The sequence below is a fragment of the Acidovorax sp. GW821-FHT10E03 genome, from assembly GCF_059415205.1.
This window is the reverse complement of sequence record NZ_JBWKMU010000013.1, coordinates 108,030-121,217: the sequence shown is the minus strand read 5'-3', so window position 1 is coordinate 121,217 and position 13,188 is coordinate 108,030. Positions and strand designations below refer to the sequence as shown.

Here is a 13,188-nt window from a genome sequence, read left to right as displayed (position 1 = left end):
GCGGGCCGCGCTAGCGCAGCCCGCACACCAGCGGCCCGGGGTCGTTCCGCGCCAGTTCCCGCTCGTTCTTGGCCTGCGCCACCTCCACGTCGCGCGGCAGGGCCACGCCGTTCTTCACGGCCAGGATTTCAGCCATCACGCTCACCGCGATCTCGGGCGGCGTCTTGCTGCCGATGTAGATGCCGATCGGGCCGCGCAGGCGGGCCAGGCTCTCGGCGGTCTGCCCGAAATGCTCCATCATCCGGGCACGGCGCGCTTCGTTGTTGCGGCGCGAGCCGATGCCGCCCACATAGAACGCCTCGGTGTCCAGCGCCTCCAGCAGCGCCAGGTCGTCGAGCTTGGGGTCGTGCGTGAGCGCCACCACGCAACTGCGCCGGTCGGGCCTGAAGGCCAGCACCACATCGTCGGGCATGCCGCTCACCAGCGTGGCCGCGGGCACGTTCCAGCTGCCGCGGTATTCCTCGCGCGGGTCGCACACCGTGACCGCGAAGCCGTTGAACAGCGCCATGGTGGCCAGGTATTCCGCCAGCTGGCCGGCGCCGATCAGCAGCATCCGGTACTCCGGGCCGAAGGTGTTGGTCAGCTGCCGGGTGTCCACCGCCAGCTCGGCGGGGGCAGCGGCGGGCTGCACGGTGGCCAGCCCGTCGGCCAGGCGCACGGTGCGCTGCATGAGCCGCCCGCCCTCCAGCGCAAGGATCAGCTCGCGGAGGCTGGCCGGGTCGGGGTCGTATTCCAGCAGCAGCTCCAGCGTGCCGCCGCAGGGCAGCCCGAACCGGTGCGCCTCGTCGGCCGTGACGCCGTATTTGACAAACGCGGGAGGTCCGCTCGGAATGCGCCTATCGCCGCCATCGCCCGTGCCGGCCTGCGCCGCCGCCTGCGCATAGGCCCGCGTGTGGCGGTCGATCAGGTCGTCCTCGATGCACCCGCCCGAGACCGATCCCACCACCGAGCCGTCTTCACACAGCGCCATGATCGAACCCACCGGCCGGGGCGAGGAGCCCCAGGTCCGCACCACCGTGGCCAGCAGCGCCCGCCGGCCCGCGGCCCGCCAGCCCTGCAGCGTGCGCAGCACCATCACATCCAGGTTTTCCATTTGCTTCGTTGCCCATTCATTTCTACGGCCCCTGCCTCCGGCCCCGCAGCCCACACAGGGTGCGCGCGGCGCCTCGGGCGGGGCTCAAAACCTGCAGGGGCTCAGTTCCACCACCACGCTAACAGCACCAGCGCCGCCGCGCCCACCACCCACACCCAGACCGGAATGCCGCTGGGGGGATTGTCCTCACCCGCGGATGCCGCCAGCGCGCCCGACGCCGCAACGGCGCCCCCGCCCCCCGCCCCGGGCTCGGGGTCGTCGGCCACGGGCGCGCGCGGATGGCGGCGTTGCATCTCGGTGTCAAAGCGCTTGAAGAAATCCTCGGCCATGCCCTTGGCCGCGCCATCGATGAGGCGCTGGCCGAGCTGGGCGATCTTGCCGCCCACGGTGGCGTGCACGGTGTAGTGCAGCTCACAGCTGTCCTGCCCGGCCGCATCGGCCGGCAGCGGCACCAGCTTGACCTGGGCGCTGCCCTTGCCAAACCCGGCCACGCCGCCCGATCCGTCGAAGGCGATGGTGTAGCTTTCGGGCGGCACGATCTCGGAGAGCGTGATCTTGCCCGCGAACTTGGCGGACACCGGGCCGATCTTGAGCGCCATCGCCACGCTGTACTGGTGCTCGCCCGTGGGCTCGACCTTGTCGCAGCCAGGGATGCACAGCTTGAGCACCTCGGGATCGTTGAGTGCGTCCCAGGCCTGCTGCTGGCTGACGGCGAGGGTTCGGCTGGCTTGCATTTCCATGGTGGAGTCCTCCGGGTTCCTGAACAATGGGGGGCTGTGCGCGTGCGGGCCACGCGCTCACTGGCGCAGCACTTCGGCCAGGCTGCCAGCCAGGTCCTGCAGGCGGCTGAGGTTGTGCACGGCGACCATGCCGTGGGCCTGGCGGTGCAGCACCGCGGCGCCACGCGCCGTGGGCGCATAGCCCTCGAAGCGCAGCAGGGGGTTGAGCCACAGCAGCCGGCCGCAGTGCCGGCGCAGCCAGCCCAGCTCCCTCTCCAGCACCTCGGGCGCGCCGGTATCGAGCCCGTCGCTGACCAGCAGCACCAGCGTGCGCCGCCCCACGAGCCGGCGCGCGTGCTGCACGCGCAACCGGGCCAGGCTGTCGCCCAGGCGCGTGCCGCCGGCAAAGTCAGGGATCGCCTGGCTGGCCGCCTCCAGCATCGCATCGGTATCGGCCAGGCGGAACGCGGGCGTGAGGTCGGTGAGGCCGGTGCCGAACGCGAACACGTCGCGGCGCAGGCCCGCGCCTGCGTGGCGGGGCGCGGTGGCGGCATGCAGAAACGCAAGCAAAAGCCGCGCGTAGCGCTCCATGGAGCCGGACACATCGACCAGCACGCACAGCGGCAATGGCTGCCGGCGCCGCTGCAGCAAAGGCACGCGCAGCACCTCGCCGCCCGTGCGCGCGGCCTGCTGCATGGCGCCCGGCCAGTGGGGACGCCCGCCGCGCGTGCCCGGGCGGGTGCGGCGGGCCGCATAGCGCGGCAGGGGCAAGGGAATTTCACGCGCCAGCCGCTCCACCAGCCTGTATTCGCTGGCCGAGAGCTGGTTGAAGTCGGCGTGCCGCAGGCGCTGCAGGTCGCTGGCGGTCATGGCGGCGTCGAGGTCGATCTTGTCGTCCTCGCGCGGCGCTGGCGCATCGCGCGCGGCGCGCACCGGGGCCAGCGCCTCGCTCACGCGCGGGCGGCGTTTGGCGGGCTCGGCCCTGGACTCGGCACTGGGCAGCATCTGGGCCAGCAGCTTCTGTGCGATGCCGGGGTTCTTGAAATAGGCGTCGAACAGCTCGCGGAACACCTGCCGGTCCTGCTCGCGGCTGATGAGCACGGACTCCAGCGCGGCGCCGAAGTCCTCCCGCCCCACGCCCACCAGCATCACGGCCTGTTGCGCCAGGGCCATGCGGGCCGCATCCACGGGCACGCCGGCACGGCGCAGCGTGCGGCCAAAACCCGTGAGGTTGTCGGCCAGCTTGCCGGTGCGGGCATCCCCCAGCTGCGAGATCGTCGTGCCCTCAGCCATGGCGCGAGCCTTCACGCATCCGTCTCGGCGGGTTGCAGCAGCTGCGCCGCCATGTCGCGCGTGAGCGCCGCCACGTCCTCGCGCTGCTTGAAGAGGATGCCGGCGGTGTCGGCCACCACCTCCGGGTCCACCACGATGGTGTCGAGCGCCACCAGCGCCTTGGCCCACTCCACGCTCTCGGCTATGCCCGGCGCGCGCTGAAAGGCGTTGGCGAACGGCTGGCTGCGCAGGCGGCCCACAAAATCCGCCACCTGGACGGCCAGCGCGTCGCTGGCGCCCGGCACCTGGGCGCGCACGATGGCCAGCTCGCGTTCGCGCTCGGGGTAGTCCAGCCAGTGGTACAGACAGCGGCGCTTGACGGCGTCGTGCAGGTCGCGCGTGCGGTTGCTGGTGAGCAGGGTGACCGGCGTGGCCGTGGCGCGCACGGTGCCGATCTCGGGAATGCTCACCTGGTACTCGCCCAGGTATTCGAGCAAGAAGGCTTCGAAGGGCTCGTCGGCGCGGTCCACTTCGTCGATGAGCAGCACGGCGCCAGGCGCCGGGGCCTGCAGCGCCTGCAACAGGGGGCGGCGGATGAGGTAGCGGTCCTGGTACACCTCGCGCTCCACCTGCGCCATGTCGGCACTGCCTTGGCCTTCCGCCGCACGCATGTGCAAGAGCTGGGCCGCGTAGTTCCATTCGTACAGCGCCTCGCGCTGCTCCAGCCCGTCGTAACACTGCAGGCGGATCAGGCTGCGCGAGAGCACCTTGGCAAGTGCCTGGGCCAGCGCCGTCTTGCCCACGCCGGGTTCCCCTTCCAGCAGCAGCGGGCGCTGCAGCTGGAGCGCCAGGAACACGGCCGTGGCCAGCCGCCGGTCGGCAAAGTACCCGACGCCCTGCAAGGCCAGCACCAGGGCATCGATGGAGGACAGCGCGGGCGCGGTCACGGGCGCAGCAGGGGAAACGTTCATCACTATATTTTTAATAGCTACCAGCGCTTGACAGACAAGCGCTGGAGGCCAATTTCATTCAAACACCCGCTCCTGGATGCCGGACAGCGGCAGCGGGCACTCTCCCGCCCGTCAGCCCAGCATCTGCGCCACCGCCCGCTGGGTCTGCACGCTGATGAGGTTGGCGCGGTAGGCCGCGCTCGCGTGGATGTCCGCGTTGAGATCGCCCGCGTCAATCCTGACCGCCGCCGCCGATGCGGGCGTGAAGCTCTGGTTCAGCGCGGCCTCGAGCCCCGCGTGCCGGAACACGCTGCTGGCCGCACCCGTCACCGCCACGCGCACGCCGCCATCGGTCTGCGCCACGAACACGCCCACCAGCGAGAAGCGCGATGCCGCCTGCTTGAACTTCAGGTAGGCCGCGCGCTTGGGGATGGGGAAGCGGATGGCGGTGATGATCTCGCCCTCTTCCAGCACCGTGGTGTACATGCCCACGAAGAAGTCGTCGGCCGCGATCTCGCACTGGTTGGTGACGATGGTGGCGCCCAGGCCCAGCACGGCGCTGGGGTAGCAGGCCGCGGGGTCGTTGTTGGCCACCGACCCGCCCAGCGTGCCCCGCGCGCGCACCTGCCGGTCGCCGATGTGCGCGGCCAGGTCGGCCAGCGCAGGGATGGCGCTTTGGACCTCTGCACTGTTGGCCACGTCCATGTGGCGCGTCATGGCGCCGATCACCAGCGCATTGCCCTCGCGGCGGATGCCCGCCAGCTCGGGAATACTGTTCAGGTCGACGATCTTCTCGGGATTGGCCAGGCGCAGCCGCATCGACGGCAGCAGGCTTTGCCCACCCGCCAGCAGCTTGCCGCCCTGGGCGATGAGCTGCGCGGCGGCTGCGGTGGACGATGGGTTTTCAAAGGTGAAGGCGTACATGGTGTGTCTCCTCAGGCCTTGGCTTGTTGGATGGCTTCCCACACGCGGTGCGGCGACGCGGGCATGTCGAACTCCTTCACGCCCAGCGGGTGCAGCGCGTCGAGCACGGCGTTGATCACCGCCGGTGGCGAGCCGATGGCCCCCGCCTCGCCGCAGCCCTTGGTGCCCAGCGGGTTGTGCGTGCAGGGCGTGCAGACATGGCCCAGCTTGAACTCGGGGAAGTCATCAGCGCGCGGCATGGCGTAGTCCATGAAGCTGCCCGTCAGCAGCTGGCCCGTCTCGCGGTCGTACACGCAGTTTTCCATCAGCGCTTGGCCGATGCCCTGCACTAGGCCGCCGTGCACCTGGCCTTCCACGATCATGGGGTTGATGATGGTGCCGAAGTCGTCCACGGCAGTGAACTTGTCCACGCGCGTGCTGCCGGTGGCGGGGTCCACCTCCACCTCGCAGATGTAGGTGCCTGCGGGGAAGGTAAAGTTGGTCGGGTCGTAGAACGCTGTTTCGTTCAACCCAGGTTCGAGCTTGTCGAGCGGGTAGTTGTGCGGCACGTAGGCCGTGAGCGCCACCTGGCCGAACGGGATCTTCTTGTCCGTGCCGCGCACGGTGAACTCGCCGCCGCTGAAGTCGATGTCGGCGTCGCTGGCCTCCATCAAATGCGCCGCGATCTTCTTGGCCTTGGCCTCGATCTTGTCCAGCGCCTTCATGATGGCCGCGCCGCCCACGCTGATGGAGCGCGACCCGTAGGTGCCCATGCCGAAGGGCACACGGCCCGTGTCGCCGTGCACGATGTCCACGTTCTCCACCGGAATGCCCAGGCGCGCGGCCACCACCTGCGCAAAGGTGGTCTCGTGCCCCTGGCCGTGGCTGTGCGAGCCGGTGAACACCGTCACGCTGCCCGTGGGGTGCACGCGCACCTCCCCGCATTCGAACAGACCCGCACGCGCACCCAGCGCCCCTGCGATGTTGGACGGCGCGATGCCGCAGGCCTCGATGTAGCTGCTGTAGCCGATGCCGCGCTTCAGGCCCTTGGCCTCGCTGGCCGCCTTGCGCGCCGCAAAGCCCGCCACGTCGGCCAGCTCTTGCGCCTGGTTCATGCAGGCGTGGTAGTCGCCCACGTCGTACTGCAGCGCCACCGGCGTCTGGTAGGGCCAGCTGGTGATGAAGTTGCGCTTGCGGATCTCGTCCTGCGACAGGTTCATCTCCCAGCCGCAGCGCGATACCAGGCGCTCGAGCAGGTAGGTGGCCTCGGGCCGGCCCGCGCCCCGGTAGGCATCGACCGGCGCGGTGTTGGTGAACCAGGCATCCACCTCCACATAGATCTGCGGCGTGGTGTACTGCCCCGCCAGCAGCGTGGCATAGAGGATGGTGGGCACGGCCGTGGCGAAGGTGGAGAGGTAGGCACCCAGGTTGGCGTCGGTGTGCACGCGCATGGCCAGGAACTTGCCATCCTTGTCCATCGCCATTTCGGCATGGCTCACATGGTCGCGGCCATGCGCGTCCGACAGGAAGGACTCGCTGCGGTCGGCCACCCACTTGATGTTGCGGTTGAGCTTCTTCGCCGCCCAGGTCAGGCACACGTCCTCGGCATACAAAAAGATTTTGGAGCCGAAGCCGCCCCCCACGTCGGGCGCGATCACGCGCACCTTGTGCTCGGGCAGGCCCATCACGAAGGCCGTCATGAGCAGGCGCTCGACGTGCGGGTTCTGGTTGCTCACGTACAGCGTGTATTCGTCGTTGGCCCGGCTGTACGAGCCGATGGCCGTGCGCGGCTCCATCGCGTTGGGGATGAGGCGGTTGTTGACCAGGTCGAGCTTCGTCACGTGCGCGGCACTGGCGAACACCGAGTCCACCGCGCCCTTGTCGCCGATGGCCCACTTGTAGCAGTGGTTGTCCTCGGCGATGTCATGCAGGCCCGCGCCCGCCACCTTGCCGGCGGCGGCATCTGCCACGCTGACCACGGCGGGCAGCACGTCGTAATCCACCTCCACCAGCTCGGCCGCGTCGCGCGCCTGCTGCTGCGTGAGCGCGACGACCATGGCCACGTGGTCGCCCACGTAGCGCACCTTGCCCTGCGCCAGGATGGGGTGCGGCGGCTCCTTCATGGGCTGGCCGTCGGTGCTGGTGATGAGCCAGCCGCAGGGCAGGCCGTTGATGTTGTCGGCCGCCACGTCGGCGCCCACGAACACGCCCAGCACGCCGGGCGCGGCCTTGGCGGCGTCCACGTTGATGCTGTTGATGCGCGCGTGCGCATGCGGCGAACGCACGAACACGGCATGGCTCTGCGCGGCCAGCACCACGTCGTCGGTGTACTGGCCGGCGCCGGTGAGGAAGCGGTAGTCTTCCTTGCGCTTGAGCGATTCGCCGATGTGCGGCAGCTTGGAAAAGTCGGATGCACCCATGGTCGTTCTCCTTTTTTATGCCGATGCCATGGCTTTTTGGCCGACCTGCACCGCGCGCACGATGTTCTGGTAGCCGGTGCAGCGGCAGATGTTGCCTTCGAGCAGCTCGCGGATCTCGCCTTCGTTCGCCTGGGGATGGTGCTTGCACAGGTCCACCGCGCTCATCACCATGCCCGGCGTGCAGAAGCCGCACTGCAGGCCATGGCATTCCTTGAACGCCGCCTGCATGGGGTGCATGGTGCCGTCCGCGGCGGCCAGGCCTTCGATGGTCTGCACCTCGGCGCCCTGGGCCTGCACGGCCAGCATGGCGCAGGACTTCACGGCGCGGCCGTTCACGTGCACGGTGCACGCGCCGCACTGGCTGGTGTCGCAGCCCACGTGCGTGCCGGTGAGCAGCAGGTGCTCTCGCAGCGCATGGACAAGCAGGGTGTTGGGCGGGACGTCAACGCTGGCAGCGCGCCCGTTGACCGTGAACTGGACTTGCATCTGGCTGTCTCCTGGAAGAGTTTTGGCTGGATAGGCCGTTGAATCTTCTGCCTGCCCCCCGGCCCCACCCCTAGGGAGAACCCTAGATTCACGGGAGCGCGCGCGGGATATTCTCAAAATGAAACATGTTGCGCCGCACACCGGCGCATCATGCGCACGGCGTTCCGCGCGCCGCTCCGCCTTCCACGTCCCAGGGGTCTGTCCGATGCTTTCCGCTGCACCGCCGTTGCCGGCCGCCGACCGCCACGCGCTGATCGCGCAGGCCCGCCATGCGCTGCTGGCCGATGGCGCGGCCCCCGCGCGCGCCGATGTGGAGCCCTGGATCACGCGATCGTGGCAGCGCTGCCTGGCCCAGGGCCTGCGCCCCGCGCAGCACGTGGCGTTCGACATGGTCAGCGCCCCCGCGCTGCGCCGCAGCCGGGAACAGAACCACCCCCTGCTGCAGGCCGCGCGGCCGGTGCTCGCACAGCTCACCCGTGCCATCGCGGGCATGCGCTACTTCGCCATCCTGACCGATGCGCGCGGCATCGTGGTGGATGTGCAGGGCACCTTCGACCGCCGCGACCCGCGCGCCCGCGCCATCGGCCGCGTGGGCATCGACCTCTCGGAGGCCGCGGTGGGCACCACGGCCATCGGCGCCGCGCTGGCCGAGCTGCAGCCCGTCTGGCTGCACCGGGGCGAACACTTCTTTGACGACAACGCCAGCTACAGCTGCGCGGGCGCGCCGCTGTTCGATCCGCACGGCCACTGCATGGGCATGCTCGACCTGACCGGCGTGGACGTGCCCGAGCGCCCCGAGCTGCGGCACCTGGTGGCGCGCTCGGCCCGCGCCATGGAAGACGCGCTGCTGCTGCACATGCCCCATGCGTTGCTGCTGCGCCTGAACTGGCCCGGCTGCCCGCTGGGCGCCGAAGGCGACGGCCTGCTGGCGCTGGATGGCGATGGCTATGTGATCGGCAGCAACAGCGTGGCCCGCCAGCTGCTGCCCCAGCCCCTGCGCGCGCCTGGCAGCCCGTTGCACTGCGGTGACCTCATCGCGCTGCCCTGGACCCTGCTGTTCGACGCCGCCCGCCAGCGCGGCGCGGCGCGGCCGCTGGATCTGCCCCTGTGGTCCGGCCTGCGGCTGCAGGGGCTGGCGCACCACGGCACGCGCGCGGCGGGTGTCCACGGCCTCGCGGCCGCGCCCCCGGGCGCGCAGGCCACCTTGCCCGCCAATGGGCCGCGCCTTGCCGGCGCAGCGGCCCCCGCGCCGCTGCGCGAGGCGGAAACCGCCCTCATCCGCCAGGCGGTGCAGGATGCCCGCGGCAACGTGGCGGAGGCGGCCCGCGCCCTGGGCATCAGCCGCGCCACCGTGTACCGCAAGCTGGGGGCGCACAGGGGGCACTGAGGGCGGGTCTTCGGGCCCGGCACGCAGGCAGCCAGGCGCAAGGACTGCGTCATGCACGAAAATGCCGCACCGCGCTTGTCACACAAGCGGCTGCAGCTATTCAAACAATAGCAATCCCGCCAGCACGCCTGTCGGCGGCCCCCAGCGGCCGCCCTGCACCCGCCTCAGACCTCCGCCAGGGCCAGCACCACCGCGCTGTCATCGACGACCAGCACCACCTTGCTGCCGGCGCGCAGTCCGCTGCCCGCGGGGGCAAAACCCACCATCCGCACCCCCGCGGCCAGTTCGGCGGACACCTCGTCGCCCGACGCGCCGCGCACCACGCGCACCGCCCTGGCCGGCAGGCGGCAGCGGGCGGGCTCCTCCGTCCCCTGCGTGCCGGTCTCGGTGCGCGGGCCCGCCAGGCGTTCCACCCGCACCGCCGTGGCCTTGCACAGTGCCTGCACCGCCAGCCCGGTCTGCAGGCCCAGCAGTTCGGCGCTCTCGCGCGTGATCCGCGAGATGAGCACGGCCGCCGCCGGGGCGCCGCCCCCGCCCTCCCCGGCCTCCAGCGCCAGGTGCACCCGCACGATCTGCCCCTGCACCTCCAGCCGCCGCACCACGCACGGCCACTGGTTGCGCATGCTGGTGCGCACGGCCAGCCGCGCCAGCGCGGGCCCGGCATGGGGCGTGGCCTGCCAGCGCGACAGCACCGCGCCGCGCGCCTGGGCCATGGCATCGGCGGCGGCGAGCAACTGCTGCCCCGCCTCGGTCAGCCGCGCCCCGCCGCCCCCCGCCCCACCCACGGCCCGCGCCACCAGCGCGCTGCCCGCGAGGTTGGTCAGGGTGTCCACCGCCTGCCAGGCCGCCTTGTAGCTCACCCCCACCACCCGGGCCGCCTGCGAGATCGAGCCCGTGGCGCCGATCTGCCGCAGGATGTCGATGCGCTTGTCGGTGAGGGCGTGGGTCAGCGCGGAAGAAATGGAAAGGGAGGAAGGCATGGTGAAGATCGGATTGGTGGCCAGGGCCGGCATGGGATTCTGACCGGACGGCGCACCGCCCCCGCCCCGCCTTCGCGCCCCGGCGCAACGCGGCAGTGGCAACGGACCCGTCTGTTGACCTGGCGCAGGGACATCTCTCGCCAGCGCATGTCCGGGGCGCGATTTTTTTCTGCCGCCAGGCGCCGGGCCGCCGTGGCTTCATATACTCTCGCTATTCCATTAATGAATAGCGCACCTGCGCCACGCCGCCATGCCGTTCCGCTTCATTCCTGTGCCCCGCTCCCTTGCCGCCACCGCCATCTGCCTTGCGATGTTTCAGGCCGCCCATGCCGACAGCGTGTCGGTCGCCGTGGCCGCCAACTTCACCGCCCCCATGCAGAAGATCGCCGCGGCATTTGAGGCCGACACCGGCCACAAGGCGGAGCTGTCCTTCGGCGCCACGGGCAAGTTCCATGCGCAGATCACCAACGGTGCGCCATTCCAGATCCTGCTGGCGGCCGATGACACCACCCCCGCCAGGCTGGAGAAGGAAGGCAAGGCCGTCGCCAACTCGCGCTTCACCTATGCCATCGGCACGCTGGTGCTGTGGAGCGCGCAGCCCGGCACCGTGGACGCGCAGGGCGCCGTGCTCAAGACCGGCGACTTCAAGCACCTGGCCATCGCCAACCCCAAGCTCGCCCCCTACGGACTGGCCGCGATGCAGGTGATGGACAAGCTGGGCGTCACCGCGCGGCTGCAGCCGCGCTTCGTGCAGGGCGAGAACATTGCCCAGACCTACCAGTTCGTCTCCACGGGCAATGCGCAGCTGGGCTTCGTGGCGCTCTCGCAGGTGATGGCCGATGGCAAGATCACGGGCGGGTCCGCATGGCAGGTGCCGGCCGAACTGCACGAACCCATCCGCCAGGACGCGGCCCTGCTCAGCCCCGGCAAGGACAGCGCCGCCGCCGCGGCACTGCTCCAGTACCTGCGCGGCGACAAGGCACGCGCCATCATCAGGTCCTACGGCTATAGTTTCTGAGCCGGCGGCCCGCACGCGCCGGCGCCGCGGCCCCGGCGATTTCCCTCCACCTCCCCATCCGCTTTTCAGCTATCCATGCCTTTTTCCAGCGCCGACCTTGCGGCCATCGGCCTCACGCTGCGCCTGGCGGGCACCACCATGGCACTGCTGCTGGTGCTGGGCACGCCGCTGGCCTGGTGGCTGGCGCACACGCCGTCGCGCTGGCGGGGCCCGGTGTCGGCCGTGGTGGCGCTGCCGCTGGTGCTGCCGCCCACGGTGATCGGCTTTTACCTGCTGGTCACGATGGGCCCCCACGGCCCGGTGGGCCAGTTCACGCAGTCGCTGGGGCTGGGCACGCTGCCCTTCACTTTCTGGGGGCTGGTGGCGGGCTCGCTCATCTACTCGCTGCCCTTCGCGGTGCAGCCGCTGCAGCACGCGTTCGAGGCCATCGGCCAGCGCCCGCTGGAAGCCGCCGCCACGCTGGGCGCCGGGCCCATGGACCGTTTTTTCACCGTGGCGCTGCCGCTCGCGCGCCCGGGCTTCGTGACCGCCGCCATCCTGAGCTTCGCCCACACGGTGGGCGAGTTTGGCGTGGTGCTGATGCTGGGCGGCAACATCCCCGGCGTGACGCGCGTGGTGTCGGTGCAAATTTACGACCATGTGGAGGCGCTGGAATACACGCAGGCCCACTGGCTGGCCGGCGGCATGGTGCTGTTCTCGTTCGTCGTGCTGCTGGGGCTGAACCTCACGCGGCACCGGCCGGCGTCCATGGTGCAATGAGGGCCGGCGCGATGGCACCCCAGTACGAGACGCTCCCCCCGCAGATCACCGCCCGGCTGAAGCTGGAGCGCCCCGGCTTCACGCTGGACGTGGACCTGCGCCTGCCGGGGCGTGGCGTGACGGCCCTGTTCGGGCCCTCGGGCTGCGGCAAGACCACCTGCCTGCGCGCCGTCGCCGGGCTGGCGCGGGCGCAGCCGGGCCGGGTGGAAGTCAACGGCGAGGTGTGGCAGGACGATGCGCTGCGGGTCTGGCGCGCCACGCACGAGCGCGCGCTGGGCTATGTGTTCCAGGAAGCCAGCCTGTTCGACCACCTGAGCGTGCGCGGCAACATCGGCTATGGCCTGCGGCGTACGCCCGCCGCGCGCCGCAAGGTGGCGCTGGAGCAGGCCGTGGAGCTGCTGGGCATCGGCCCGCTGATGGACCGCAAGCCCCATGCGCTGTCGGGCGGCGAACGCCAGCGCGTGGCGATGGCCCGCGCCCTGGCCACCAGTCCGCGCCTGCTGCTGATGGATGAACCCCTGGCCGCGCTGGACGCACAGCGCAAGGCCGAGGTGCTGCCTTACCTGGAGCGCCTGCACCGCACGCTGGACATCCCGGTGCTCTACGTCAGCCACTCCATCGACGAGGTGGCCCGGCTGGCGGGCCACATGGTGCTGATGCAGGCGGGCCGGGTGCAGGCCCAGGGCAGCACGCACGAGCTCATCGTCAGGCTGGACCTGCCCCTGGCCCATGGCGATGCGGCGGCCACGGTGATCGACGGCGAGGTGCTCGGGCACGACCCGGACGACCATGTCACCACGGTGGCGTTCGCGGGGCGGCGGCTGCTGCTGGTGAGCCCGGTGGCGCGCGCGGCCGGGGAGCCCATCCGCCTGCGCGTGCAGGCACGCGACGTGAGCCTGGCGCTCACCGAACCGGCACACACGAGCATCCTCAACGTCCTGCCCGCCACCGTGGCCCAGGTCGCCGAGGACAGCCCCGGGCAGCTCATGGTGGCGCTGGATCTGGGGCCCACGCGGCTGCTGGCGCGCATCACCCAGCGCTCGGCCCAGGCACTGGCGCTGGCGCCCGGCAAGGCGGTCTTCGCGCAGGTCAAGGGCATCGCCATCGTCAACTGAGTGTCGGACAGCCGACACTGTCCAGGGATGTGCCGCGAGGCGCCGGACCGGCCGCCCAACGGTCGTATGATGCCCCTCCACAACGA

The 13,188-nt window shown here is 70.7% G+C and carries 12 protein-coding genes; 4 read left to right on the top strand and 8 right to left on the bottom strand.

The window, feature by feature from the left end:
- Positions 1-10: 10 nt before the first annotated feature.
- The 7 genes from AC07OD_RS22150 to AC07OD_RS22120 all read right to left on the bottom strand — a co-directional run bounded on the left by AC07OD_RS22150 (position 11) and on the right by AC07OD_RS22120 (position 7,843).
- The gene (locus AC07OD_RS22150; protein WP_218293805.1) at positions 11-1,093 is read right to left on the bottom strand and encodes an XdhC family protein; all 1,083 of its coding nucleotides are present in this window, start codon (positions 1,091-1,093) and stop codon (positions 11-13) included.
- 101 nt (positions 1,094-1,194) lie between these two features.
- Complete coding sequence (locus AC07OD_RS22145; protein WP_218293804.1) at positions 1,195-1,833, bottom strand: SRPBCC family protein; 639 nt, start codon at positions 1,831-1,833, stop codon at positions 1,195-1,197.
- A gap of 57 nt (positions 1,834-1,890) precedes the next feature.
- Positions 1,891-3,105 carry a vWA domain-containing protein gene (locus AC07OD_RS22140; RefSeq protein ID WP_218341661.1) on the bottom strand — a complete coding sequence of 405 codons (1,215 nt, stop codon included), beginning with the start codon at positions 3,103-3,105 and terminating at the stop codon, positions 1,891-1,893.
- Between the two features lie 11 nt (positions 3,106-3,116).
- Positions 3,117-4,055, bottom strand: coding sequence for an AAA family ATPase (locus AC07OD_RS22135; protein WP_494598019.1), 939 nt, complete (start codon positions 4,053-4,055; stop codon positions 3,117-3,119).
- Positions 4,056-4,166: 111 nt separating this feature from the next.
- Positions 4,167-4,958 carry an FAD binding domain-containing protein gene (locus AC07OD_RS22130; protein ID WP_494598018.1) on the bottom strand — a complete coding sequence of 264 codons (792 nt, stop codon included), beginning with the start codon at positions 4,956-4,958 and terminating at the stop codon, positions 4,167-4,169.
- Positions 4,959-4,969: 11 nt separating this feature from the next.
- Positions 4,970-7,357 carry a xanthine dehydrogenase family protein molybdopterin-binding subunit gene (locus tag AC07OD_RS22125; protein ID WP_218341664.1) on the bottom strand — a complete coding sequence of 796 codons (2,388 nt, stop codon included), beginning with the start codon at positions 7,355-7,357 and terminating at the stop codon, positions 4,970-4,972.
- 15 nt (positions 7,358-7,372) lie between these two features.
- Complete coding sequence (locus AC07OD_RS22120) at positions 7,373-7,843, bottom strand: (2Fe-2S)-binding protein (protein WP_218293798.1); 471 nt, start codon at positions 7,841-7,843, stop codon at positions 7,373-7,375.
- Between the two features lie 205 nt (positions 7,844-8,048).
- Here AC07OD_RS22120 and AC07OD_RS22115 point away from each other — a divergent pair, with 205 nt between their 5' ends.
- Positions 8,049-9,230 carry a helix-turn-helix domain-containing protein gene (locus tag AC07OD_RS22115; RefSeq protein ID WP_494598017.1) on the top strand — a complete coding sequence of 394 codons (1,182 nt, stop codon included), beginning with the start codon at positions 8,049-8,051 and terminating at the stop codon, positions 9,228-9,230.
- Between the two features lie 164 nt (positions 9,231-9,394).
- Here AC07OD_RS22115 and AC07OD_RS22110 read toward each other — a convergent pair whose 3' ends face one another.
- Entirely contained in the window at positions 9,395-10,210 is an 816-nt protein-coding gene (locus tag AC07OD_RS22110; RefSeq protein ID WP_494598016.1) for a TOBE domain-containing protein, read from the bottom strand.
- Positions 10,211-10,520: 310 nt separating this feature from the next.
- On the opposite strand from AC07OD_RS22110, the gene modA reads away from it, so the two are divergent.
- The 3 genes from modA to modC all read left to right on the top strand — a co-directional run bounded on the left by modA (position 10,521) and on the right by modC (position 13,102).
- Positions 10,521-11,228: a molybdate ABC transporter substrate-binding protein gene (gene modA / locus AC07OD_RS22105; RefSeq protein ID WP_255594618.1), complete on the top strand. Its 708-nt coding sequence runs from the start codon at positions 10,521-10,523 to the stop codon at positions 11,226-11,228.
- A 75-nt stretch (positions 11,229-11,303) separates the two neighbouring features.
- Entirely contained in the window at positions 11,304-11,987 is a 684-nt protein-coding gene (gene modB, locus AC07OD_RS22100; RefSeq protein ID WP_218293791.1) for a molybdate ABC transporter permease subunit, read from the top strand.
- An 11-nt stretch (positions 11,988-11,998) separates the two neighbouring features.
- Positions 11,999-13,102 carry a molybdenum ABC transporter ATP-binding protein gene (gene modC, locus AC07OD_RS22095; RefSeq protein ID WP_494598015.1) on the top strand — a complete coding sequence of 368 codons (1,104 nt, stop codon included), beginning with the start codon at positions 11,999-12,001 and terminating at the stop codon, positions 13,100-13,102.
- Positions 13,103-13,188 lie beyond the last annotated feature (86 nt).

Coding starts and splice junctions, on each gene's coding strand:
- AC07OD_RS22125 (WP_218341664.1), bottom strand. CDS start 7,357: ATGGGTGCATCCGACTTTTCCAAGCTGCCGCACATCGGCGAATCGCTC.
- AC07OD_RS22135 (WP_494598019.1), bottom strand. CDS start 4,055: ATGAACGTTTCCCCTGCTGCGCCCGTGACCGCGCCCGCGCTGTCCTCC.
- AC07OD_RS22140 (WP_218341661.1), bottom strand. CDS start 3,105: ATGGCTGAGGGCACGACGATCTCGCAGCTGGGGGATGCCCGCACCGGC.
- modB (WP_218293791.1), top strand. CDS start 11,304: ATGCCTTTTTCCAGCGCCGACCTTGCGGCCATCGGCCTCACGCTGCGC.
- AC07OD_RS22120 (WP_218293798.1), bottom strand. CDS start 7,843: ATGCAAGTCCAGTTCACGGTCAACGGGCGCGCTGCCAGCGTTGACGTC.
- modA (WP_255594618.1), top strand. CDS start 10,521: ATGTTTCAGGCCGCCCATGCCGACAGCGTGTCGGTCGCCGTGGCCGCC.
- AC07OD_RS22150 (WP_218293805.1), bottom strand. CDS start 1,093: ATGGAAAACCTGGATGTGATGGTGCTGCGCACGCTGCAGGGCTGGCGG.
- AC07OD_RS22110 (WP_494598016.1), bottom strand. CDS start 10,210: ATGCCTTCCTCCCTTTCCATTTCTTCCGCGCTGACCCACGCCCTCACC.
- AC07OD_RS22130 (WP_494598018.1), bottom strand. CDS start 4,958: ATGTACGCCTTCACCTTTGAAAACCCATCGTCCACCGCAGCCGCCGCG.
- modC (WP_494598015.1), top strand. CDS start 11,999: ATGGCACCCCAGTACGAGACGCTCCCCCCGCAGATCACCGCCCGGCTG.
- AC07OD_RS22115 (WP_494598017.1), top strand. CDS start 8,049: ATGCTTTCCGCTGCACCGCCGTTGCCGGCCGCCGACCGCCACGCGCTG.
- AC07OD_RS22145 (WP_218293804.1), bottom strand. CDS start 1,833: ATGGAAATGCAAGCCAGCCGAACCCTCGCCGTCAGCCAGCAGCAGGCC.